This window comes from Streptomyces sp. NPDC047525 (assembly GCF_040643025.1).
Classification (GTDB): Bacteria; Actinomycetota; Actinomycetes; order Streptomycetales; family Streptomycetaceae; genus Streptomyces; species Streptomyces durmitorensis.
This window is the reverse complement of sequence record NZ_JBEYTL010000001.1, coordinates 506,811-529,524: the sequence shown is the minus strand read 5'-3', so window position 1 is coordinate 529,524 and position 22,714 is coordinate 506,811. Positions and strand designations below refer to the sequence as shown.

Here is a 22,714-nt window from a genome sequence, read left to right as displayed (position 1 = left end):
GGTCAGCCGAAGCGTTCCACGCGGAGCTGGGCGGGTGGGAACGGCGAGGATGACGTCGTGCCCACCGACCAGTAGCCGCCGTCGGTGCCGGGGATCGGGGCGATGCCCTGGGGCAGATAGGTGGATGGCGTCTCCGGCCCGCGTTCACTGATCCAGGCCGTGCCGTCCCAGCGCAGATAGTGGGCGCGCTTCTGGTCCCAGAAGTCCCAGCCGGAGATCCGGTCGGGCCGTCCTGCGGCGTCCGCCGTGATGCCGCTCAACAGACCCACGGTGAAAGGCGACTTGACGCTGGTCCACCGGGCGCCGTCCCAGTGCTCCAGCGTGACGCCGGGCGGTTTGCCGGGCGGCCCGCCCACGCCGTACGCGAATCCGGTGAGCCAGATGTCGTCGTGCGCGACCGGGAGCAGTCCGGTCACCGAGGCGCGGATGCCGAGCGTGCGGGGCACCACCGTCCAGGCGCCGTCCCAGCGGGCGATGATGTCGCCGTGGACCCACACCTCACCGCCGGGTGTCACGTGGACGCCGGACGGCGTGGGCGCGGCCTCGTCCGGCAGCGGCCTGCACCAGCGCCACGTCGTGCCGTCGCCGCGCATCAGCCCGGCGCGGTCACCGTGCCGCCCCGACACCCAGAACCGGCCGCCGGGCGCGGACGCGACACCGGTCAGCCGCGTGCCCGGCTCACCCCGGCCGGGGAAGTCCGCCTCGCGCCAGGTCGTGCCGTCCCACGCCAGGAGCTGATCGTGGCCCGCTGTGTTCGTGCCGATGGCCCACGCCGCGCCGTCCGGACCGGCGGCGACCGCGCGCAGACCACCGCGGTACGTCAGGTGGGAGAGGTCGGTCAGTGACCAGGCGGAGCCGTTCCAGCTGAGGGCGAGCGGAGTGCCGACGCTGCTTCCGTTGCGCCCCTGTTCGCCCACCGTCCAGGCGCGTTCGGGGCTCGCGGCGGCGACCGCGAGCAGGTGGGCGGCCTCCTGCCCGGCCGGGGCTGCGACCTGCTGCCAGGCCGCGGTGCTGTCGGTGGCGGGCCGCATGGGGGCGGCGCCCGCCAAGGGCACGGGCAGGGCCAACCCCGCGCCGGTGACGGCCAGTCCACGGACAAAGACGCGTCTTCGCATGAAGGGAGCCCTTCTTGAGGTCATGTCTTGAGGTCTTGTCGGACGCTTGCCGGAGGCAACACCCTGAACCGGGCGAGGTGAGCCGTCAATGCACGGGGATGCGCAATTCGGGTCAGGCCGCGCGGAGTTATTCGGGGGCGATGCGGTGATGTTCGCCGGTAACGTGGCGCGTCGACTGAGGGGTGGACGCGACACATGACATCGAGCACCTTCCGCATCGGCGGTGAAATCGGCGTGCGCCGGATCGGGTTCGGGGCGATGCGCCTCGCGACCGAGGCCGGGGCGGCCAGGGAGGCCTCCGTCGCGGTGGCTCGGCGGGCCGTCGAACTGGGCATCACGCTGATCGACACGGCGTTCATGTACGGCTGGGGCGCCAACGAGGAACTCCTGGTCGAGGCCTTGCATCCCTATCCGGACGACCTGCTCATCGCGACCAAGGTCGCCATCGAGAAGCCGCAGCCCGGCGAAGAGGCCCCGGTCAACGGACGGCCGGAGTTCCTGCGTGAGCAGGTCGAGCAGGCCCTGCGCAGGCTTCGCGTCGAGCGGATCGGGCTGCTCCAGATGCACCGTCTCGATCCGAAGGTCCCGCTCGCCGACCAGCTCGGCACGCTGCGGGAGTTCCAACTCGACGGCAGGATCGGCCATATCGGCCTGTCCGAGGTCACCGTCGACGAACTCGACGAGGCGCGGCGGATCATCGACGTGGCGAGCGTGCAGAACCGCTACAGCCTGCTCGATCGCGAGCACGAGGCCGTGCTCGACGCCTGTGACGCGGCCGGGATCGCCTTCCTGCCCTGGCGGCCCGTCCACCCGGCGGCCTCGACAGCGACAGCCGAGATCGCGGCCGTGGCGGCCGAACTCGACGCCACCGCGGCGCAGGTCGCGCTGGCGTGGCTGCTCGACCGTTCACCCGTCGTGCTGCCGATTCCGGGCACCGCCTCACTCGACCACCTGGCGGAGAACGTCGCCGCGGGGGACCTGCGGCTGAGCGACGAGCAGCGCGAGCGCCTCGACGGGATCACGCTTCCCACTGCCGGATGAGCCGGGTCAGCGCCTGCGCCGCGGCACTGGTGTAGGCGCTGTCGCGGCGCAGGAGAACCACCGTGCGGGCGGGCAGTGCGGGGGTGAGCGGTACGGGGTGCAGGTGGGGGTGGTCGCGGGTGAGCGCGTCGGGCAGGACCGTGGCCAGGCCGGTGCGGTGGACGATCTCCGTCAGGGCGTTGATCGAGTTGGCTTCCACGCTGATGCGCGGCCGCACGTGGTGTGCGGCGAGATAGGCGTCGATGTGACCGCGCGTGGCGAAGTCGCCACTGAGCAGGGCCAGTTCGAGACCGTCGGTCATCTCCCGCACGGGCAGCGGCTCGTCGCGTCCCGTGTGCGGGTGGCGGGTCCCCACGACGAGGCCGAGGGTCTCGGTGAACAGCGCCGTTCCGGTGATGCCGGGAAGGTGGTCTGCGCTGAAGGCGATCCCCAGGTCGAGTTCGTCTGCGAGCAGCGCGGCCTCGATGCCGTCCTGGTTCATCTCGCGCACGTCGAGGCTGATCGCCGGATGGCGGGCGTGGAACCGGGCGATGAGCGGACCGATGAGGTAGGCCGTGAACGTCGGGGTCATCGCAAGACGCAGGTGGCCACGGGTCAGGTCCTGTACGTCGAGGACGGCGCGTTCGGCCGCGGCGAGGTCGCGCAGGGCGCGGCGCGCGTAGGGGACGTAGGCCTCCCCGGCGTCGGTCAGGCGCACACTGCGGCCGGTGCGGTCCAGGAGCTGGACGCCCAGTGACTTCTCCAGCTGCTTGATCTGCTGGGAGAGGGTCGGCTGGGAGATGCGCAGGTCTTCGGCGGCGCGGGTGAAGTTGCCGTGCTCGGAGACGGCGAGCAGATAGCGCAGGTGACGCAGTTCCAAGGCCATGACCACAACTATAGATGGCATCGATGGAAGGTATGGCTATTACGTCTTGGACGCTATAGGTCCAGGTCATGCATGGTGGATCTCGTCAGCCCTACCGGGGCCGATGCCACCGAAGGGAGTGACCATGCAGGACCTCACCGAAGGTGTCGCGCGTTTTCGGCGCGACGTCTTTCCGGCGAAGGCCGACCTCTTCACCCACCTCGCGGACAGCCACGCGCCGACGACGCTCTTCATCAGCTGCTCCGACGCCCGGGTGGTGCCGGAGCTGCTCACCCAGAGCGAGCCGGGTGAGCTGTTCGTCATCCGGACCGCGGGCAACCTCGTGCCCGCCTACGCACCTGGCTCGGACGGTGTGGCGGCCGGGATCGAGTACGCCGTCGCCGTCCTCGGTGTGTCGGACATCGTCGTCTGCGGGCACTCCGCCTGCGGAGCGATGACCGCCCTCGCCGAACAGCACGACCTGGGCGGCCTGCCCGCCGTCGCCGACTGGCTGCGCCACGCGGACGCCTCCCGGGCCAGGGCCGGTGCCGAGGCCTCCGCCGAGCCGGGTACGGAACTGCTGGCCGACCTCGTACGGGAGAACGTGCGGGCCCAGCTGGCGAACCTCGCCACCCACCCCTCGGTGGCCCGCGCCCTGCTCCGGGGCACGCTCGCGCTGCACGGCTGGGTCTACGACATCCCCACCGGCACGGTCGAGGAACTCGACGCCGCCGCCGTCCGCGCCTGACGACCACGCGACGACGCCCGTCACGCCCCTCACCCTCATCACGCCCGTCACGTCAACCACGTAAGGAAGTCTTCCCATGACGCAAGCCCAGTTCGACCCCGCCGCCCGCCAGGCCCTGGCCGTCACCGCCGTCGAGGCCAAGGTGCGCAAGGATCTGTCCTGGCAGCAGATGGCCGACGTCACCGGCTACTCGGTCGCCTTCGTCACCGCCGCCGTGCTCGGGCAGCACGCCCTGCCGGAACCGGCCGCGCAGGCCGTCGCCGAGCTCCTCGGCCTGGACGCCGACGCGGCGACGCTGCTCCAGACCATCCCGACGCGTGGTTCCATCCCCGGCGGGATCCCCACCGACCCGACCATCTACCGCTTCTACGAAATGCTCCAGGTCTACGGCACCACGCTCAAGGCCCTGGTCCACGAGGAGTTCGGCGACGGCATCATCAGCGCGATCAACTTCAGGCTTGACGTGAAGAAGGTCGCCGACCCCGAGGGCGGGGAGCGCGCCGTCATCACCCTGGACGGCAAGTACCTGCCGACCAAGCCCTTCTGAGGCGGCGTCACATCAGGCCGTAGGGCGGTCGATCCGGTAGAGGTAGTGGGCGCGGTCGTCGATGGGGTTGTCCGGTTCCAGCGACACCTCGGCGACCCGCCGCAGGCCCGCCTTCTCCAGGATGCGCCAGGACGCGTGATTGCCCGCATGCACGGGGACGAGCACCGCGGTGGCATCGGGGCGGTCGGTCCAGGTGGCCTCGACGATCGCCCGGATCATGCGCGTGCCGAGCCCTCGGCCGACCCGGAGGGGGTCCCCGATGAGGTAGTCGATGGACATGGCGCCCTGGGGGATCTCCACCTGGCCGTCCAACTCGGCGCCGTACTCGGGGTAGTCGGCGAAGCGGTAGCGCTGGACGAGGCCGAACGGTTCGCCGTCGAGCAGCATGAGCAGGTCCTCCGACGCCTCCTCCCCGCGGGCCGCCGGGCCGAAGTCGCGCTCCACGGCCTCGGGTGACGTCTCGTGGTTCCACCAGCGCGCGACGTGCGGCTGCTCCAGCCACCGCCGCAGCAGAGGGAAGTCCGGTTCGTCGAGTCGACGCCAGCTGATCATCGGGCACCTCGGGGGAGCGGAACTCGGGGGAGTGGATCATGGAAAAGCGGGACGGTGGACGCCGCGTCCATTGTCCCGCCCGCCGCGGAATCAACCCCCGTACGTGGCCTCGGACTCGCCGAGCACCGCGGCGAAGTCCGAGGCGAGCGGCGCCGTGTCCGTCACCTCCAGCATGGCCGTGGTGATCCGTACGGCGGTGGGCGTGGCGATACGGAAGCGTGACCCCGCGGCCACCCACCACCCCCGCGAGCGCAGTCCGTTGACCACCGCGGACTCGTCCCGCACCGGCACCCACACGTTCATTCCGCTCGCCCCGCGCGCCGGGATCCCGCGCCGCGCGAGTTCCCCGATCAGCGCCAGGCGCCGCTCGGTGTAGGCGCGCTCGGCCCGCCCCACCAGCGCTCGCGCGGCGGGATCGGCCATCGTGCGCTCGACCGTCTCCTGCAGTACGTGACTGACCCACCCCGAAGTGAGCAGCATCCGCCCCTCGTGCCGGGCCAGCGTGGTGGCGTCGCACGCCAGTGCCGCCCACCGCAGGTCGACGCTCAGATGCTTGGACACGGTCCGCGCCTGGGCCCAGCGTGCGAGCCCGCCGGCGGCCAGCGAGTAGGCGGGCGGCCCTGCGACGTCCGCGTTGTGATCGTCCTCGACGACCAGCACGTCAGGGAAGCCGCCGAGGACTTCGAGCAGGGCGTCCCGCCGTGCCTCCGAGAAGCAGCCGCCCATCGGGTTCTGTCCGCGAGGGCTGCACACCAGGGCCCTGACCCCGGCCCGCAGCGCACCGCGCAACGCATCGGGCCTGATCCCCTCGTCGTCCACCGCCACCGGCACCATGCGAAGGCCCAACGCCGGTACCAGGTCGAGGAGATGGTGGAAACCGGGGTCCTCCACGGCCACCGCGTCGCCCGGCTTCAGTTCCACGGACAGCAGCCGCGCCATGCAGTCGAGCGCCCCGTGCGCGAAGGTCACCCGGCCGTCCGGCACGCCGTCCCGTGCGAACCACTCGCGGGCCAGCTCCTCGAGTCCCGCACGGCGCGGTGAACCGCGGTGCGAACCGCTGACGGGGTCCACCCGGTCGGGCGGAAGGAGCACCGGAAGCAGCGCCGGATCCGGATGCCCGCCCGCCAGATCGCGCACCCCTTGCGGCACCTTCGGCGGGCGGCGCGTCCCGACCGCCGGAGCCTGGGCCACCACCGTGCCGCCGCGCCCGCGCGTCACGACGATCCCGCGCTGCCGGAGCTCCTTGTAGGCCGTCGCGACCGTCCCCGCGCTGACCCCGAGATCGTCGGCGAGCCTGCGCACCGGAGGCAGCGCGTCGCCCGGCGCCAAGCCGCCCTCGGTCACGGCCTGTTCGACCGACGAGGTGATTCCCTTGGCGGTCGCCCCACTGATCGCATATTGTGCTGCCACGTAAGCCAGTATGTATCAGTACAAAACAAGGAGTCAAGCCGGACATGGCGGAGTCACGCCACGGCCGGTCGCATCGCACGTCAGTCACATCGCAAGCCAAGGGGGAGTGGTGAGCCTCAGTCGCAGGCGGGCCGCGCTGTACGCACGCATACCAGGGGGCATCGACGGCCGCCGCATGCTCTGGATCGCACTGATCAACAAGGTGGGCACCGGCCTCTGGATGGGGGCGGCGGCCCTCTACTTCACTCTGGTCACCGGGCTCTCCGTCACCGAGGTCGGTGTGCTCATGGGCGTCTCGGGGGCCGTCGGCATCGCGGGCGCCCCGCTCGCGGGCCACCTCGCCGACCGCTTCCCCGTCACCCGCGTCATCATCGGTGCCCAAGTCCAGCAGTCCATCGCCCTGTTGGCGCTGCTGACCACGGACAACTTCTCCCTGCTCCTTGTCTACTCGGCCTTCAGCAGCCTCGCCGACCGCGGAGCCAACGTCCTCACCAAGCTGTACGCCGCCCGCATCGCGGGCCCGGACCGCACCAAGTACCAAGCCGTGCAGCGCTCCGTCTCCAACGCGGGCTGGGCCATCGGCGGCCTGGCCGGTGCGCTCGCCCTCGCCGTCGGCACCACCCATGCCTACCAGGCCCTGCTCATCGGCAACGTGCTCAGCTTCCTCGCCGCGGCGGCCCTCACCCTGCGCTGCGCCGAACCGCCTTCCCCCTCCCGGGTGGTCACGGACTCCACGGCCCCGGCCCCGCAGGCCCGGCCGTCCAGTCCCTGGCGCGACCGCCCCTACCTGCTTTTCACCGCCACCGAGGCGGCACTCTTCCTCGACGACGCGGTGCTCCAGGTCGGCATGCCCCTGTGGATCGTCCACGCCACCGACGCCCCGCACGGTCTCGCGCCGCTGCTCATGGTCCTCAACTGCGTGCTCGTGGTCTGCTGCCAGGTCCCGCTGTCCCGCTTCGGGAGCACGCCGGACAAGGCCCGCGGCCTCCTCGTGCCCCTCGCCGCCTGCTTCGTCGTCGGCTGCGCCGCCATGGCCGCCTCGGTGGCCGGTGGCATCTGGCTGACCGTCACGGCTCTGGTGGCCGCGGCGATCGCGTTCACCTTCGCGGAGATCCTGCACGCCATCGCGTCCTGGGAGCTCTCCATCGCGCTCGCCCCCGACGACGCCCAGGGTGCCTACCTCGGGGTGCACGGTCTCTCCTCGTCCGCCCAGCGCAGCGGGGGACCGCTCCTGGTCACCGCCGTGATCGCCGCGGGGCCCCTCGCCTGGCCGCTGCTCGGCGCGGGCGTGATCGCGACCGTCGCGGCGCAGAGCCATCTCGTACGTACGAGGCTGCGCCGGCCGGGCGGCCCCGCGGATGCGCGCGGCGCGCTGCGCGAACGGGGCCAGCGGCTCGGCTCGTAGCCAGGCACCGGGAACCGACCCGCGACGGCGTCCGGCCCGCCACTGGTGCGTGGCGGGCCGGACTCGGGGAGGTGCGGAGTGGCTTGAGACTCAGGGGCCGTAAGTCCCGGCGGCCATGAGCCTCAGCGGCCGATGCGGATGCGGTGCGCCTGGTCCTGGCCCTCGGGGCCGGTGCCGGACTTGTCGACCACGAACGCCGTACCGTCCGTCACCTGGACGTGGTTGGGGTTGGCGCCGGTGGCCAGGGTCTCCACGACGGTGCCCTTGGCGGGGTCGACGACCGTGACGGTGCCGGGGGTCCGGTTGGCGACCAGGACGTTGCCCGAGCGCCGGTCGGCGGCGACGGACAGGGCGCCCGCGCCGGTCGGCACGGACTTCGTGACGGTGCCCTTTTTGAGGTCGACGACGGAGAGGCCGCCGGCGGCCTGGTCGGCGGTGTAGGCGGTGCGGCCGTCCTTGGAGAGCGCGATGGAGATCGGGCCGTCACCGGTGGGAATGAGGCGGGGGCTCTCGCTTTTCCGGGTGATCTCGATGATGCGGTCGCCGTTGAGATCGGCCGCATAGGCGGCGCCGGTCCGTGCGTTCACCGCGAGGCCGGTCGGGCTCGATCCCTCGACCGTGACGCGCTTCTTCTCCTTGAGGGTGCGGGTGTCGAAGGCGACGACGGTGCCGTCGCCGAAGCTGCTCGCCCACGCCGTGTTGTGCTTGGCGTCCACGACGACCTCGCGGGCGTGGTTCACGCCGGGCAGCGAGGCGAGGTGCTTGCCGGTGCGCTGGTCGTAGACGGCGACGGAGTTGTCACGGGTGTTCGTCGTCCAGACGGTGTTGTGCTCGTCGTCGACGGCGACTCCGTAGACGGCCTCGACGGCGCCGGTCTCGGCATTGGTGACCGGAGGCGTGTAGGTGGCCTTCACCTTCAGCGTGCGCGGGTCGACCTTCAGGAGGCTGGAGGTGGTGACGGGCGGTCGGCCCACCGCGGAGGTGGCCCACAGCACGTTGTTCCGCTCGGAGTACGCGGACTGGTAGAGCCCCTTCACGAGCGGCGCGGACTCGACGGTCGAGCCGGACGCTTTGCCGGTGGTCTGGCCGGGCTGCGCGGACGCGGTGCCGGTCAGGGCCAGCGCGCTGCCCGCGGCGAGGGCCACGGCGACTGCGGCGGTACGGCGGATGCGGCAGGTGAGTGAGGTCATGCTGCGTCAGTCTCCTTGACAGAGGCGCCTCCGGAAGAGGCGAGCACTCGATAACTTAGCTTAGCCTAACCTAAGTCACGCACCTTGAATTGTGTGGCGCCCGCCACATCCGACCCTACGACCCCTAGGGGGGAGGCGAGGGCAAACCCTCAGCCACATAGGGCAGTTGGGAGGATGCGGCGGCCGGAATGGATCGGCGAGGCTCGTCCCCATGACGAAGATCAAGCGAAACGCAGCCCTGCTCGCCGCCTCCGCGGCCGTCCTCAGCCTGACCGCACCGCTGGCCGCGACGGCCTCGACGCCCGCCGCCCCCACCGCTCCCGCCACGGCCAAGTCGCTTGACTGGAAGCCGTGCAAGGGCAGCGGCCTCGACCCCCGCCAGGAGTGCGCCACCGTCGAAGTCCCGATGGACTACGCCCACCCCAAGGGCAAGCAGATCGGCATCGCCGTCTCGCGCATTCCCGGCGAGAACCCCGATGCGCGCCGCGGTGCACTGCTCCTGATCCCCGGCGGGCCCGGCGGCTCCGGCATCAACAACCCTTCGGGCAAGGGTCAGAAGCTGCCGCAGGCAGTCCGGGACGCCTACGACCTGATCGGCTTCGACCCCCGGGGCATGGGCCGCTCCACCCCGGTCAGCTGTGGCCTCGGCCAAGCCGACCTCGCCCCGTCGAGACTGCGCCCCTGGCCCGCTCCTGACGGTTCCGTCACCGGCAACATGACCGCGGCCCGGCGGGTGTCGGACGCCTGCGCACGCAACGGCGGCGACCTCATCCGCCACATCAGCACCGCCAACGAGGCGCGCGACCTCGATCGCATCCGCGCGGCGCTCGGCGAGCGGAAGGTCTCCGCGTGGGGAGTCTCGTACGGAACCTACGTCGGCGCGGTCTACAGCCAGCTCTTCCCGCACCGCACCGACCGCGTCGTCCTCGACAGCAACGACGACCCCGACCCCACGCGGGTCTCCCGCGGCTGGCTCGCCGGACATGAGCAGGGAGTCGAGGACACCTTCCCCGAGTTCGCCAAGTGGGCCTCGGCACCCGGTAATCCGGACCGCCTGGCCCGGACGGCGGCCGAGGTGCGCCCGCTCTTCCTGCGCCTGGCCGCCGAGCTGGACCGCGACCCGATCCCCTGGCCGGGCGCCAACCCCGAGGAGCTCGACGGCAACGTCCTGCGCCAGGCCCTGCTGACCACGCTGTACGACCCCGACGACTTCCCCGGCCTGGCCAAGCTGATCCTGGCCGCCCGGAAGGGCACGGTCCCGCCCGCGCCGCAGGCTCCCCCGGAGGCGGTGCTGCAGAACGCCGTCGCGGTGGGCTCCGCCGTCCTCTGCAATGACATCGAGTGGCCCGGGTCGCCGGACGCGTACGCCAAGGAGGTCGCCGAGAGCCGGTCCAAGCACCCCCTCACCGCGGGGATGCCGAGGAACGCGATGCCTTGCGCGGCCTGGCCGTTCCGGCCGAAGGAGGCCCCGGTGCGGATCACCGACAGCGGCCCGTCCAACATCCTCCTCATCCAGAACGAACGCGACCCGGCGACCCCGCTCAGCGGCGCCCTCAAGCTCCGCACGTCCCTGGGTCAGCGAGCCACGATGGTGACGGTGAACTCGACGGGACACGACGCCTACCTCGACAACGGCAATGAGTGCGGCGACCGGACCGTCTCCCACTTCCTGGCGACGGGAGAGCGGCCGACACGGGACAAGTACTGCGGCTAGACGGGACAGCAGGCGGGCCGCGCGGCCGCTCGAAGGGCATGGAGGCGGCGGCGTCGTGCGGCCCACCCTTCAGGCCAGTGACTCCGCGGTGTCCAGGAACGGCCGACCGAGCTCCTCCGCGCCGAAGTCGAGCACATAGAGCCCGGTGGAGACCCGCTCCAGGAAGCCCCACTCCCAGACCGCCCGCCGATCCACCCCGGTCCGCTCCGAGAGCAGCGCGCAGTAGGAGCGGACCAGACCCGCGGCCGAAGCCGCGTCCATGCCCCTCAACTCCCCGCACCAGTCGCGGAGTACGACCCCCAGGTCGTACGCGGGATCGGCGAGGAACCCGTCGGGATCCACGAAGACGAACCCCGCCTCTGCCCCGGCCCGCGGTGCGGTGACCCGCAGCGCGTTGCCCGGGTGAGGGTCGCCGTGCACGACGACGCAACGGCCGGGATCGAACGCCGCGGCCCGCCGTTCGGCGTACGTCAGGGCCTGGGCCACGACCCGCTCGGAGCAGGGACGGCCAAGGCTCTCCCACAGCCGTCCGACCAACTCGCCCAGGGTGAGGGCCTTCTCCTGCGCCGGATCGACGCTCAGCCCCGGTGCGCGAGGCACCCGCCAAGCGCGCTGGAGCATGGCGCACAACGTCTCGATCTGCCGCCACGGGTCGAGACCGAGCCGGTCCATCGAAGGCCCGAGCGCTTCCTGGAGCATCGCGTGACGGTCGAGATCGTGGGCAAGGAGCCTCGCGTACCCCTGTCCCCGCGCGAGGCGAAGGGTCTGCACCTGGGCGGCGAAGTCCGGCGCGGGAAGGGAGAGTTTGAGCACCGCCTCACGCCCGCCCCCGGTCCGGGCCCGCGCCACGTAGGAGGCACTCCCACCGGGCAGCGACCGCCCGACCTCGATGGACCAGCGCCGCTCCAGCGCACGGATGAGACCGGGCAACCCGGCCAGCCACTGCTCCCCGAGGGCTCCGAGGCTGCGGGCCTTCTGGCGTACGAGGGGCTGGACTTCGACGGCGGGCTCGGTCACGGCGTCGATTATGGCCGCCGGGAACGGGGAGTTGGCACCCGGCGTGATCAACGCCGCCTAGGGCAGCGGTCCGCCGCGGGCGGTGATCCACAGGTCGTACCACTCCTCGTGGGTGAGTTCCGGTTCGCGGTGCACGGCGTCCCGGCAGGCGAGGATGCGCTCGGGGCGGCTTGTGCCGATGACCGGGGCGATCCGTGCCGGGTGGCGCTGGAGCCACCACAGCAGGATCGTCTCCGGCGTCGTCCCCTTGCGGGCGGCGAGGTCGGTGACGAGCCGGGCGGTCGGTGAATCGCCGCCGCCGGTGAAGCGGCCCCTGGCCAGCGCTCCCCAGGCCTGCAGCTGGATTCCGTTGGCGGCGCAGTACTCGAGTGTCCCGTGCGGGAAGCCGCTGTCGGACGCCGCCGGTGTGTTCACGAGCACGCCCGACTCGACCCAGTCGCGGCTGTCCAGGCTCATCTCCAGCTGGTTGGCGACCAGCGGTACGTCGAGGTGCGCCCGCAGGTGGGCGATCTGTGCGGCGCTCATGTTCGACACACCGAACCTGTGCACCAGGCCCTGCCCGTGCAGAGTGGTGAGGGCCTTCGCGATCTCCTCCGGGCCCGTCAGCGGGTCGGGGCGGTGCAGGAGCAGTACGTCGATCACGTCGGTGCGCAGCCGGGTGAGGCTCTCCTCGACGCGCTGGACGATGCTCGGCCCGCGCAGGTCGTACAGCCCTGGCCGGGCGCCGTCGGCGAGGCGGATGCCGCACTTGGTCTGCAGGACGATGCGGTCGCGCAACCCGGGTGCTCTGGCGAGGACCTCGCCGAAGACCGCCTCGGACTTGCCGTGCCGGTAGATGTCCGCGTGGTCGAACACGGTGACGCCGGCCTCAAGGGCGGCGTCCACGGCGGCCTCTGCCCCGGCGATGTCCTTGGCGGTGTACGGCGTGGTGTCCCACGTTCCGCCTATCCCCATGCACCCGTACAGCACGCGGCCGTTGCGCACGTCGGTCTGCGATGCCATGTCTCCTCCTCCGTGTCGCTCCGTGGTGGACCTGGTCATCGTCGCTCAGGTCCGCGCGTGTCCCGTCAGCGGGCCGCCCTGTGACTCGGCGGCCAGGGTGAGGAGTTGGTCCCTGGTGATGACGTCCGTCCGCGTGGCCGGGACGGTGCAGGCGTACGCGCCGGCGATCGCGCCGTAGTGGGCGCAGCGCGAGGGCGGCTCGCCGGTGAGCCGGCCGAAGAGGTAGCCGGACGCGAAGGCGTCACCGGCGCCGTTGGAGTCCACCACCGGTGCGGGGGGCGTGACGGCCGGCACGTGGGACAGCTCGCCGTCGACGAGGAGGTGGGCACCCTCGGCTCCGGCCGTCGCGATGACCGCCTCGGCCCGGCCCCGCGCGGCGATCCGCCGCATCGTCCTCTCCGGGTCCGTCAGGGCGGTGGCCGACAGGAAGACGAGGTCGGCTTCGTGGGCGAAGGCCTCGTGGTACGGCTCGGACCCGTCCCAGTCGTGCAGGTCGGTCGAGACGGTCACTCCCGACGCGCGCAACGTGGGCAGGGTGAAGGCGCAGGGGTAGGTGAGGGAGACGTGGGCGTGCCGGCTCACCGAGGCGAGGGCCTCGACCGTCGCCGCAGGCAGCCGGTCCGCTTCCCGGGAGCGGCTGTTGTCGTACAGCGAGAGGCGCCGCCCGTCGGGACCGACGAGGTTCACCGCGCGTTTGGTGCCGCCGCGCTGGAGCACCTCGGTGAGCGGGATGCCCCGCTCGCGGTGCAGGGCGCGCACCAGGTCGCCCTCGTGGTCGTCGCCGATCAGGTCGATGTGATGCGTACGCAGCCCCAGGGCCTGCACCCCCATCGCCACGAAGTCCCCGGTCTGCCCGGCCCGCATGTCGATCGCGGGCACCATGTGGCTGTCGGCGAAGGGGAGCGGGAGCTCGGGAACGTACACGATCGAGTCCACACCGGCGCCGCCGAGCACCAGGACGTCGATCTCGGTCTCCATCGGCACGGCCTAGGCGTCGCGGCGCTCGGACCGGCCGGATGCGGTCGAGTCGCGGACCACCAGTTCCGGCATGAAGACGAACTCGCTGTGCGGAGCCGGGGTCCCGCCGATCTCCTCCAGGAGGGTGCGGACCGAGGCCTGGCCCATCGCCTGGACCGGCTGGCGGATGGTGGTCAGCGGGGGATCGGTGAAGGCGATGAGCGGGGAGTCGTCGTAGCCGACCACCGAGATGTCCCGGGGCACCTCCAAGTCCCGTTCCCGGGCGGCCCGGACGGCGCCGAGCGCCATCATGTCGCTGGCGCACACGATCGCGGTGCAGCCACGGCCGATCAGCGTGCCGGCCGCTGCCTGGCCGCCCTCCAGGGTGTAGAGGGAGTGCTCGATGAGCTGCTCGGAGTCCTTGGGCGACATCCCGAGGCGTTCGCGCATGCCGATCTGGAAGCCCTCGATCTTGCGCAGCACCGGCACGAAGCGCTTGGGGCCCACCGCGAGCCCGATGCGGGTGTGGCCGAGCGATGCGAGGTGCGTGACGGCGAGACGGGCCGCGGCGCGGTCGTCCGTGGAGACGAAGGGGGCCTGCACCTTGGGGGAGAAGCCGTTGACGAGGACGAAGGGCACGCCCTTGCCGCGCAGCACTTCGTAGCGCTCCATGTCGGCGGTGGTGTCCGCGTGCAGTCCGGAGACGAAGATGATCCCGGAGACGCCGCGGTCCACCAGCATCTCGGTGAGCTCGTCCTCGGTGGAGCCGCCGGGTGTCTGGGTGGCGAGCACCGGTGTGTAGCCCTGGCGCGTCAGGGCCTGGGCGATGACCTGGGCGAGCGCGGGGAAGATCGGGTTGTCCAGCTCGGGCGTGATCAGGCCGACCAGCCCAGCGCTGCTGCGCTGTCGCAGCCGGGTGGGCCGCTCGAAGCCGAGCATGTCCAGGGCGGCGAGGACGGATTCGCGGGTGGCCGCCGCAACACCGGGCTTGCCGTTGAGGACGCGGCTGACGGTGGCTTCGCTCACCCCCGCCTGTGCTGCGATGTCGACGAGCCGTGCGGTCATGCAGGGACTGTACCGGTGATCTGCCTGCTTGCCCACTGCTTGTGAAAGCTTGCAGCAAGCCCTGGCTCTGCAAGGTACTTGCGGGGCATTCAGGGCGAAGTGGGGAAGACCGACCCCACCTCAGGGGCCTGTCAAGCGCAGCAAGAGCAACCGTAAGGACACACAGAAGTAACGATCAGCAGAGCTTGCAGAAATTTCTCGCAAGGTCTTTCGGGCGCTTTTCAATCCTGTTACGTTCCCTGGCAACCCGGCGCCGCGTCGAGTGCGGCTCGTAGGAGGCAGCTCTGTTGGGGGTTTCGCCTCCCCTTGTTCCGGGATCAGTTGAAGGAGTTCACATGCGGCGTGGCATAGCGGCCACCGCACTGGTCGCGGCCCTGGCTTTGACAGCGGCAGCGTGCGGTGGCGATGACAGTGACAGCGGTAAGAGCAGTTCGGGCAAGCTGTCCGGAACCGTCACTTTCTGGGACACCTCGAACGACGCGGAGAAGGGGACCTACGAGAAGCTCGCCAAGGGCTTCGAGAAGCTCCACCCCGACGTCAAGGTCAACTACGTGAGCGTCGCGTTCGGCGAGGCCAACGCCAAGTTCAAGAACGCCGCGGGCGGCAACTCCGGCGCCCCCGACGTGATGCGCACCGAGGTCGCCTGGGTCGCGGACTTCGCCAACCTGGGCTACCTGGCCCCCCTCGAGGGCACCCCCGCCCTGGACAAGGCGGACGACTACCTCCCGCAGGCCGCGGCAAGCACCAAGTTCAAGGGCAAGACCTACGCCGCCCCGCAGACCATCGACACCCTGGCGCTCTTCTACAACAAGAAGATGCTCAAGGAGGCCGGTGTCGAGGCGCCCAAGTCCTTCGACGAGGTGAAGAGCGCCGCGAAGAAGATCAAGTCGAAGTCCGGCAAGACCGGCCTCTACCTCCGCGGTGACGACCCGTACTACTACCTCCCGTACCTCTACGGCGAGGGCGGCGACCTCCTCGACACCAAGAACAAGAAGATCACCGTCGACGACCCCCAGGGCGCCGCGGCCTTCAAGGTCATGAAGGACCTGGTCGACTCCAAGGCGGCCACCACCGACGCGAGCGACGGCTACAACAACCAGCTCAACGCCTTCAAGGACGGCGACGTCGCGATGGCGCTCGACGGCCCCTGGTCCATCGAAGGAGCCCTCCAGGGCAAGTCGTTCAAGAGCGACAAGGACAACCTCGGCATCGCCCCGGTCCCCGGCGGCAGCGACCGGCAGGCATCCCCGCAGGGCGGCTGGAACCTCGCGGCCTACGCGGGGTCCAAGAACCTCGACGCGAGCTACGAGTTCATCAAGTACATGAGCTCGGCCAAGGTGCAGCAGCAGACCACCGAGAAGCTGAGCCTGCTGCCCACGCGCACCTCCGTGTACGACGTGAAGTCCGTCAAGGACAACCAGATGGTCCAGTTCTTCAAGCCGGCCGTGGACAAGTCCGTGGAGCGGCCCTGGATCCCGGAGGCCAACGCCCTGTTCGAGCCGATCCGGCTGCAGATGGAGAAGGTGCTCAGCGGCAAGACCTCCCCCGAGAACGGGGCGAAGGGTGTCGGCGACGCCTACCGCAAGCTGCTGAAGGACTACAAGTAAATGGCTGTTGACAGCAGCCAGTCACTGGCCAAGGCCGCGGACGCCCACAGCGTCCGCGGCCGCGGCCCGCGGACCGGCAAGACCCCAGGACGGCTGCGCAGGTCGCTGTCCACCCACTGGTACGCCTGGGCCATGGTCGCCCCGGTGGTGGCCGTGATCGGCGTGATCATCGGCTACCCGCTGGTGCGCGGCCTCTACCTGTCGACGACCGACGCCAACGAGGCGAACGTCGAGCGCACCATCGGCGTCAACCACATCCCGGCGACCTACAAGTCCGTCGGCCTGGACAACTACACCGCCGTTCTCTCCGACGGCGTCTTCTGGGACCGGCTGACCTGGACGATCATCTGGACCGTCTCCTGCGTCGCGATCTCCTTCACGCTGGGCCTGGTCCTGGCGAACATGCTCAACCGCAAGCTGGCCGGGCGCTCCTTCTACCGGATGGCGCTGATCCTGCCGTGGGCGGTGCCGGCCTTCGTCTCCGTGTTCACCTGGCGCCTGCTCTTCAACGAGAAGAACGGCATCCTCAACAAGATCCTCGCCGGTGGCGGCATCGACGCGATCCCGTGGCTCAACGACCCCACCTGGGCCAAGCTCTCGGTGATCACGGTCAATGTCTGGCTCGGCGTCCCGTTCATGCTGGTCGCCATGCTCGGCGGACTCCAGTCCATCCCCGGCGAGCTCTATGAAGCCGCGGAGATGGACGGCGCGAACGCCTGGCAGCGCTTCCGGCACATCACGCTGCCGGGCCTGCGCACCGTCAGCAGCACCGTGATCCTGATCAGCGGCATCTGGACCTTCAACATGTTCCCGGTGATCTTCCTGCTCACCCGGGGCGGTCCGGGAGACGCCACCGAGATCCTGGTGACGTACGCCTACCGGCTCTCGTTCGTCGTCAGCCCGCGCGACTTCGCGGGATCCGCGGCCTGGGGCGTCATCATTCTGCTGCTCCTTTCGCTCTTCGCGGTCGTCTACCGCCGCGCGCTCCGCAAGCAGGGAGAAGTGTGGTGACCACCATGACCGACCAGAAGGCCTCTTCCGCCCGCGGGCCGAAGGCGAAGGTCAGGGAGCGCGGCGAACGCGGGCCGCTGGCCTCCGTCGCGCTCCACGTGGGCCTCCTCCTCGCCTCCGCCACCGCGGTGCTTCCACCGCTGTGGCTGCTGATCACGTCGTTCAAGCCGACGAGCGAGGCGTTCTCCACCGACCTGGTCAAGGACTTCACGTTCCGCAACTACGACCACGTCGTCAACGACACCGAGTTCCTGAGCTGGCTCGGCAACTCCCTGCTCGTCGTGGGCCTGACCACGGTGATCGGCGTCTTCATCTCGGCGACCACCGGCTACGCCGTCAGCCGCTTCAGGTTCCCCGGCATGCGGTCGCTGATGTGGCTCCTGCTGATCACCCAGATGTTCCCCGTCGCGGTGCTCATCGTGCCGCTCTACAACCTCCTCGCGAGCCTGGGCCTGCTCAACCAGCCCGTCGGTCTTGTCGTCACGTATCTGACGATCGCCGTGCCGTTCTGCGCCTGGATGATGAAGGGGTACTTCGACACCATCCCGGTGGAGATCGACGAAGCCGGGCGGGTGGACGGGCTCAACCCGTTCGGCACCTTCTGGCGGCTCATCGTGCCGCTGGCCAAGCCCGGTCTCGCCGTCACCGGCTTCTACAGCTTCATCACCGGCTGGGCCGAAGTCGCGTACGCCTCCGCCTTCATGACCGGCGAGGAGAACCTCACCCTGGCGGGTGGCCTGCAGACCTTCGTCAATCAGTACACCAGCGACTGGGGTTCGCTGACCGCCGCGGCCGTGATCGTCGCGGTGCCCGCCGCCGTGATCTTCGGCTTCGTCCAGCGTCACCTCGTCGGTGGACTCACGGCCGGCGCGACGAAGTCCTGACACGGCACGCAACCCCCCTCGCTCCCGACCTCTCGATCTCAGGGAAGACATGACCCAGCATCTCGCTGCCCCTGCAGCCTCCGCCTCCGGCACCCACACGGACTGGTGGCGTGGCGCGGTGATCTACCAGGTCTACCCGCGCAGCTTCGCCGACGGCAACGGCGACGGAATGGGCGACCTGGACGGTGTCCGTGCCCGCCTGCCCTACCTCAGGGACCTGGGCGTCGACGCCGTCTGGCTCAGCCCCTTCTACTCGTCGCCGCAGGCCGACGCCGGGTACGACGTCGCCGACTACCGCGCGATCGACCCGATGTTCGGCAGTCTCCTGGACGCCGACGCCCTGCTGCGGGACGCCCACGACCTGGGCCTGCGCATCATCGTCGACCTCGTTCCCAACCACTCCTCGGACCGGCACGACTGGTTCCAGCGAGCCCTGCGCGAGGGCCCCGGATCGCCCCTGCGCGAGCGCTACCACTTCCGGCCCGGCAAGGGCGAGAACGGTGAACTCCCGCCCAACGACTGGGAGTCCGTCTTCGGCGGCCCGGCCTGGACGCGGACGCCGGACGGCGAGTGGTACCTCCACCTCTTCGCCCCCGAGCAGCCCGACTTCAACTGGGAACACCCCGCCGTCCACGACGAGTTCCGCTCGATCCTGCGCTTCTGGCTCGACATGGGCGTCGACGGCTTCCGCGTCGACGTCGCCCACGGCCTGGTGAAGGCCGAAGGTCTTCCCGACATCGGCCGCAGCGACCAGCTCAAGCTGCTCGGCAACGACGTCATGCCGTTCTTCGACCAGGACGGCGTGCACGAGATCTACCGCAGCTGGCGCAAGGTGCTCACCGAATACGCGGGCGAGCGCATTCTCGTCGCCGAGGCGTGGACCCCCACCGTCGAGCGCGCGGCCGCCTATGTGCGCCCGGACGAGATGCACCAGGCCTTCAACTTCCAGTACCTGGGCACCCATTGGGACGCCACGGAGCTGCGCGAGGTCATCGACGTGTCGCTGGCCGCGATGCGGCCCGTCGGCGCCCCGGCCACCTGGGTGCTCTCCAACCACGACGTCACCCGCCACGCCACGCGGTTCGCCAACCCGCCCGGACTCGGCACCCAGCTGCGCACCGCGGGCGACCGCGCGCTCGGCCTGCGCCGCGCCCGCGCCGCGACGCTCCTGATGCTGGCGCTGCCCGGCTCCGCGTACGTCTACCAGGGCGAGGAGCTGGGTCTGCCGGACGTCACCGAGCTGCCCGACGAGGTGCGCCAGGACCCCTCGTTCGTCCGCGCGAGCGGGCAGGACGGGTTCCGCGACGGCTGCCGGGTGCCGATCCCGTGGACCACCGACGGGTCCAGTCACGGATTCGGCGCGGGCGGCAGCTGGCTTCCGCAGCCCGAAGGCTGGGGCGAGCTCAGTGTCCAGGCGCAGACCGGCGATCCCGCGTCGACCCTGGAGCTGTACCGCCGCGCCCTCGCCGTGCGCCGGGAGCAGCCGGGTCTCGGGGCGGGCGACTCGCTGGAGTGGCTCGAGGCTCCCGAGGGCGTACTGGCCTTCCGCCGCGACGGCTTCGTGTGCACGGCCAACACCACCGGCGCGGCGGTACGCATCCCGGCCCCCGGCCGGATCCTCCTGTCCAACGCCGAGGTGGAGACGGCGGACGGCAAGGTCGAGCTGCCCGCCGACACCACCGTCTGGTGGGCGGTGTGACCCTCTCCCCGTCGCGGGACGCCGACCGGTCGGACCGGGGCGCCCCGCGGCTCGCGGACCTCGCGGCCCAGTCAGGGGTCAGCGAGGCCACCGCGAGCCGGGTGCTCAACGGCAAGCCGGGAGTGGCGGCCGGTACCCGGCGCCGGGTGCTCGCCGCCCTGGACGTGCTCGGCTACGAGCGGCCGATGCGGCTCAAGCGGCACAGCGCGGGCCTGGTCGGCCTGGTCATACCCGAGCTCAGCAATCCGATCTTCCCCGCCTTCGCGCAGGTCGTGGAGCAGGTTCTGTCGGGGCACGGCTACACGCCGATGCTGTGCACCCAGATGCCGGACGGGGCAAGCGAGGACGAGCTGGTCGAGCAGTTGGAGGAGCGCCGGGTCAGCGGCATCGTCTTCCTCTCCGGACTGCACGCCGACACCACGGCGGACCCCACCCGGTATCTCGAACTGCACGCCCGCGGCGTGCCGTTCGTCCTGATCAACGGATACAACGAGCACATCCCGGTGTCCTTCGTGTCGCCCGACGACCGCGCGGCCGCGCGGATGGCGGTGCGCCACCTCGTCGACCTGGGCCACCAGCGGATCGGTCTGGCCATCGGCCCGACCCGTTACGTCCCCTCGCTGCGCAAGGCGGAGGGGTTCACGGCGGCGCTGCACGCGCTGCTCGGCCTGGAACAGGGGGAGGCCGAACAGCTCGTGCAGCGCACGCTGTTCACGGTGGAGGGCGGGCACGCGGCGGCCAGCGCCCTGCTCGACCAGGGGTGCACGGCGATGGTCTGCGGCAGCGACATGATGGCGCTCGGCGCGGTGCGTGCGGTGCGCGAGCGCGGCCTCTCGGTGCCCGGCGACGTCTCCGTGGTCGGCTTCGACGACTCGCCCCTGATCGCCTTCACGGACCCGCCGCTCACCACGGTGCGCCAGCCGGTGCAGGCCATGGCGAGTGCCGCGGTGGGGGCGCTGCTCGAGGAGCTGCACGGAAACCCCGTGCAGCACACGGAGTTCGTCTTCCAGCCTGAACTGGTGGTACGCGGCTCCACGGCGCAGCCGCGGCGCTGAGAGGGAGGCTCCCGGTGCCGGCCCGGTCGGGGCAGCGGGGTCGTGATGGTGGCTCCGGGGCCTCCCCGTTCCATGACCGGTCCGAACGGCCGGGCGCGTGGGGCCCGTTGGCCGGGTCCCCCGGCCGTCCGGACCGGAGTCGTGGTTGAAGGTAACACCGTCGCAAGGTCTTGCGGAAGGTTTTGCGACGCCTGGCATTCCAGGGGCTCAGCATCTGCCGCGAGAGTGTGCGCGGAGGGTTGACCGAGGTTCCCGGGGGTCGTACGGTCTCGACCGAAAACGGCGTTGAAATGTTTCTGCAACATCCTTCAACGGCCTGACGGGCACGGCGCGTTGCCGGACAAGGTCACACCTCACTCATGCAGTCACACCTCACTCATGCAGGAGGCCCTCATGGCCGGCCGAAAGACCAGAGTCCGCAGATCCGTCGCCGCGGCCCTCGCCCTGGTGGCGGGTGCCGCGGGCGGCATCGTCGCCGGAGCCCCGCAGGCGCAGGCCGCCCCGCCCGGCGGCAAGGACGTCACCGCCGTGCTCTTCGAGTGGAAATTCGACTCGGTGGCCAAGGCGTGCACACAGCAGCTCGGCCCCGACGGCTACGGCTACGTACAGGTCTCCCCGCCGCAGGAACGTATCCAGGGCGAGGCGTGGTGGGCCGCCTACCAGCCCGTCAGCTACAAGATCGGCACCCGGCTCGGCGACCGGAACGCGTTCAAGAACATGGTTGACACCTGCCACGCGGCCGGGGTGAAGGTCGTCGCCGACGCGGTGATCAACCACATGACGAACGCCTCCGGCACCGGCTCGTCGGGCTCCGCCTTCACCAAGTACGACTACCCGGGCACGTACTCGGGCGCCGACATGGACAACTGCCGGTCGCAGATCAGCAATTACCAGGACCGCGGGAACGTCCAGAACTGTGAGCTGGGCGGACTCGCCGACCTCGACACCGGTGAGGAGTACGTCCGCGGACGCGTCGCGGCCTACCTGAACGACCTGCTGTCCCTGGGCGTCGACGGCTTCCGGGTCGACGCGGCCAAGCACATCCCCGTGGACGACCTGAAGAACATCAAGTCGCGGCTGAGCAACCCTGGCGTCTACTTCAAGCAGGAGACGATCTACGGCGCTGGCGAGGCGGTCTCCCCGAGCGAGTACACCGCCACCGGCGACGCCCAGGAGTTCCGCTACGGCTGGGACCTCAAGCGCGTGTTCAACAACGAGAAGCTCGCCTACCTGAAGAACTTCGGTGAGGGCTGGGGCTACATGCCGAGCGGATCGGCCGCCGTCTTCGTCGCCAACCACGACACCGAGCGGCACGGCCAGACCCTCAGCTACAAGGACGGCGCGAACTACACCCTCGCGCATGTCTTCATGCTGGCCCTGCCCTACGGCTCCCCGGACGTGCACTCCGGCTACGAGTTCAGCAGCAACGACGCGGGATCGCCGAACGGCGGCCAGGTGAAAGCCTGCTACAGCGACGGCTGGAAGTGCCAGCACGCCTGGCCCGAGATCAGGAGCATGGTCAAGTTCCGCAACACCGCACGCGGAACAGGCATGACCGACTGGTGGGACAACGGCAACAACGCCATCGCGTTCGGCCGCGGCGACAAGGCGTACGTGGTCGTCAACCACGAGGGCTCCTCGGTCGACCGGACCTTCCAGACGTCCCTCGCCGCGGGCAGCTACTGCGACGTACAGAGCGGCAGGAGCATCACCGTCAACGGCTCCGGCCAGTTCACGGCCACCGTGGCGCCGAACACCGCGCTTGCCCTGCACACCGGGGCCAAGAGCTGCTGAGCGCCATGCGACGCGGCTGACCGCCCTGCTGCACGGGCCGCCCGGCATTCGCTTCCC

The 22,714-nt window shown here is 70.6% G+C and carries 19 protein-coding genes and 1 pseudogene; 11 read left to right on the top strand and 9 right to left on the bottom strand.

Annotation, left to right across the window (positions count from 1 at the left end):
- Nucleotides 1-2: 2 nt before the first annotated feature.
- On the bottom strand, nt 3-1,115 hold the full coding sequence (locus tag ABZ833_RS02545; RefSeq protein ID WP_361039989.1) for a hypothetical protein: 1,113 nt from the start codon (nt 1,113-1,115) through the stop codon (nt 3-5).
- Nucleotides 1,116-1,310: 195 nt separating this feature from the next.
- Here ABZ833_RS02545 and ABZ833_RS02540 point away from each other — a divergent pair, with 195 nt between their 5' ends.
- Nucleotides 1,311-2,156 (top strand): aldo/keto reductase, encoded by an 846-nt coding sequence (locus ABZ833_RS02540; protein WP_361039986.1) that lies wholly within the window; start codon nt 1,311-1,313, stop codon nt 2,154-2,156.
- Here the strand turns inward: ABZ833_RS02540 and cynR are convergent.
- Nucleotides 2,134-3,021 carry a transcriptional regulator CynR gene (gene cynR / locus ABZ833_RS02535; RefSeq protein WP_361039984.1) on the bottom strand — a complete coding sequence of 296 codons (888 nt, stop codon included), beginning with the start codon at nt 3,019-3,021 and terminating at the stop codon, nt 2,134-2,136. The genes ABZ833_RS02540 and cynR overlap by 23 nt on opposite strands.
- Nucleotides 3,022-3,145: 124 nt before the next feature.
- On the opposite strand from cynR, the gene ABZ833_RS02530 reads away from it, so the two are divergent.
- Together ABZ833_RS02530 and cynS are read left to right on the top strand one after the other, a co-directional pair.
- Complete coding sequence (locus tag ABZ833_RS02530) at nt 3,146-3,748, top strand: carbonic anhydrase (RefSeq protein ID WP_361039981.1); 603 nt, start codon at nt 3,146-3,148, stop codon at nt 3,746-3,748.
- A gap of 76 nt (nt 3,749-3,824) precedes the next feature.
- Nucleotides 3,825-4,295 (top strand): cyanase, encoded by a 471-nt coding sequence (cynS, locus tag ABZ833_RS02525; protein WP_361039978.1) that lies wholly within the window; start codon nt 3,825-3,827, stop codon nt 4,293-4,295.
- A 12-nt stretch (nt 4,296-4,307) separates the two neighbouring features.
- On the opposite strand, the gene ABZ833_RS02520 is transcribed toward cynS, so the two are convergent.
- Entirely contained in the window at nt 4,308-4,847 is a 540-nt protein-coding gene (locus tag ABZ833_RS02520) for a GNAT family N-acetyltransferase (RefSeq protein WP_361039976.1), read from the bottom strand.
- A 90-nt stretch (nt 4,848-4,937) separates the two neighbouring features.
- Nucleotides 4,938-6,257, bottom strand: coding sequence for an aminotransferase class I/II-fold pyridoxal phosphate-dependent enzyme (locus ABZ833_RS02515; RefSeq protein ID WP_361039973.1), 1,320 nt, complete (start codon nt 6,255-6,257; stop codon nt 4,938-4,940).
- A gap of 109 nt (nt 6,258-6,366) precedes the next feature.
- Between ABZ833_RS02515 and ABZ833_RS02510 the strand changes: the two genes are divergently transcribed.
- Nucleotides 6,367-7,662: an MFS transporter gene (locus tag ABZ833_RS02510; protein WP_361039970.1), complete on the top strand. Its 1,296-nt coding sequence runs from the start codon at nt 6,367-6,369 to the stop codon at nt 7,660-7,662.
- Between the two features lie 122 nt (nt 7,663-7,784).
- On the opposite strand, the gene ABZ833_RS02505 is transcribed toward ABZ833_RS02510, so the two are convergent.
- Nucleotides 7,785-8,852: a YncE family protein gene (locus tag ABZ833_RS02505; RefSeq protein ID WP_361039967.1), complete on the bottom strand. Its 1,068-nt coding sequence runs from the start codon at nt 8,850-8,852 to the stop codon at nt 7,785-7,787.
- 211 nt (nt 8,853-9,063) lie between these two features.
- On the opposite strand from ABZ833_RS02505, the gene ABZ833_RS02500 reads away from it, so the two are divergent.
- Nucleotides 9,064-10,566, top strand: coding sequence for an alpha/beta hydrolase (locus ABZ833_RS02500; RefSeq protein WP_361039964.1), 1,503 nt, complete (start codon nt 9,064-9,066; stop codon nt 10,564-10,566).
- 69 nt (nt 10,567-10,635) lie between these two features.
- On the opposite strand, the gene ABZ833_RS02495 is transcribed toward ABZ833_RS02500, so the two are convergent.
- From ABZ833_RS02495 to ABZ833_RS02480, 4 genes are read right to left on the bottom strand one after another with little or no spacing between them, the layout of a single operon-like run.
- Nucleotides 10,636-11,583, bottom strand: coding sequence for an aminoglycoside phosphotransferase family protein (locus ABZ833_RS02495; RefSeq protein ID WP_361039962.1), 948 nt, complete (start codon nt 11,581-11,583; stop codon nt 10,636-10,638).
- Nucleotides 11,584-11,640: 57 nt separating this feature from the next.
- The gene (locus ABZ833_RS02490; RefSeq protein ID WP_361039960.1) at nt 11,641-12,585 is read right to left on the bottom strand and encodes an aldo/keto reductase; all 945 of its coding nucleotides are present in this window, start codon (nt 12,583-12,585) and stop codon (nt 11,641-11,643) included.
- Nucleotides 12,586-12,630: 45 nt separating this feature from the next.
- On the bottom strand, nt 12,631-13,563 hold the full coding sequence (locus tag ABZ833_RS02485; RefSeq protein ID WP_361039957.1) for an adenosine kinase: 933 nt from the start codon (nt 13,561-13,563) through the stop codon (nt 12,631-12,633).
- Between the two features lie 9 nt (nt 13,564-13,572).
- Nucleotides 13,573-14,607 (bottom strand): LacI family DNA-binding transcriptional regulator, encoded by a 1,035-nt coding sequence (locus tag ABZ833_RS02480; RefSeq protein ID WP_361039955.1) that lies wholly within the window; start codon nt 14,605-14,607, stop codon nt 13,573-13,575.
- A 335-nt stretch (nt 14,608-14,942) separates the two neighbouring features.
- Here ABZ833_RS02480 and ABZ833_RS02475 point away from each other — a divergent pair, with 335 nt between their 5' ends.
- From ABZ833_RS02475 to ABZ833_RS02450, 6 genes and pseudogenes are all read left to right on the top strand, one after another.
- Nucleotides 14,943-16,214, top strand: coding sequence for an extracellular solute-binding protein (locus tag ABZ833_RS02475; RefSeq protein ID WP_361039952.1), 1,272 nt, complete (start codon nt 14,943-14,945; stop codon nt 16,212-16,214).
- Complete coding sequence (locus ABZ833_RS02470) at nt 16,215-17,225, top strand: sugar ABC transporter permease (protein ID WP_249585641.1); 1,011 nt, start codon at nt 16,215-16,217, stop codon at nt 17,223-17,225.
- A 5-nt stretch (nt 17,226-17,230) separates the two neighbouring features.
- A complete protein-coding gene (locus ABZ833_RS02465) occupies nt 17,231-18,109 on the top strand; it encodes a carbohydrate ABC transporter permease (protein ID WP_361041301.1) in 879 nt (292 codons plus the stop codon).
- Between the two features lie 49 nt (nt 18,110-18,158).
- A complete protein-coding gene (locus tag ABZ833_RS02460; RefSeq protein WP_361039949.1) occupies nt 18,159-19,808 on the top strand; it encodes a glycoside hydrolase family 13 protein in 1,650 nt (549 codons plus the stop codon).
- Nucleotides 19,796-20,863 (top strand): LacI family DNA-binding transcriptional regulator, encoded by a 1,068-nt coding sequence (locus tag ABZ833_RS02455; protein ID WP_361039947.1) that lies wholly within the window; start codon nt 19,796-19,798, stop codon nt 20,861-20,863. The genes ABZ833_RS02460 and ABZ833_RS02455 overlap by 13 nt, the downstream gene beginning before the upstream one ends.
- Before the next feature lie 393 nt (nt 20,864-21,256).
- Nucleotides 21,257-22,654, top strand: a pseudogene (locus tag ABZ833_RS02450) (alpha-amylase family protein); the annotation flags it as partial.
- Nucleotides 22,655-22,714 lie beyond the last annotated feature (60 nt).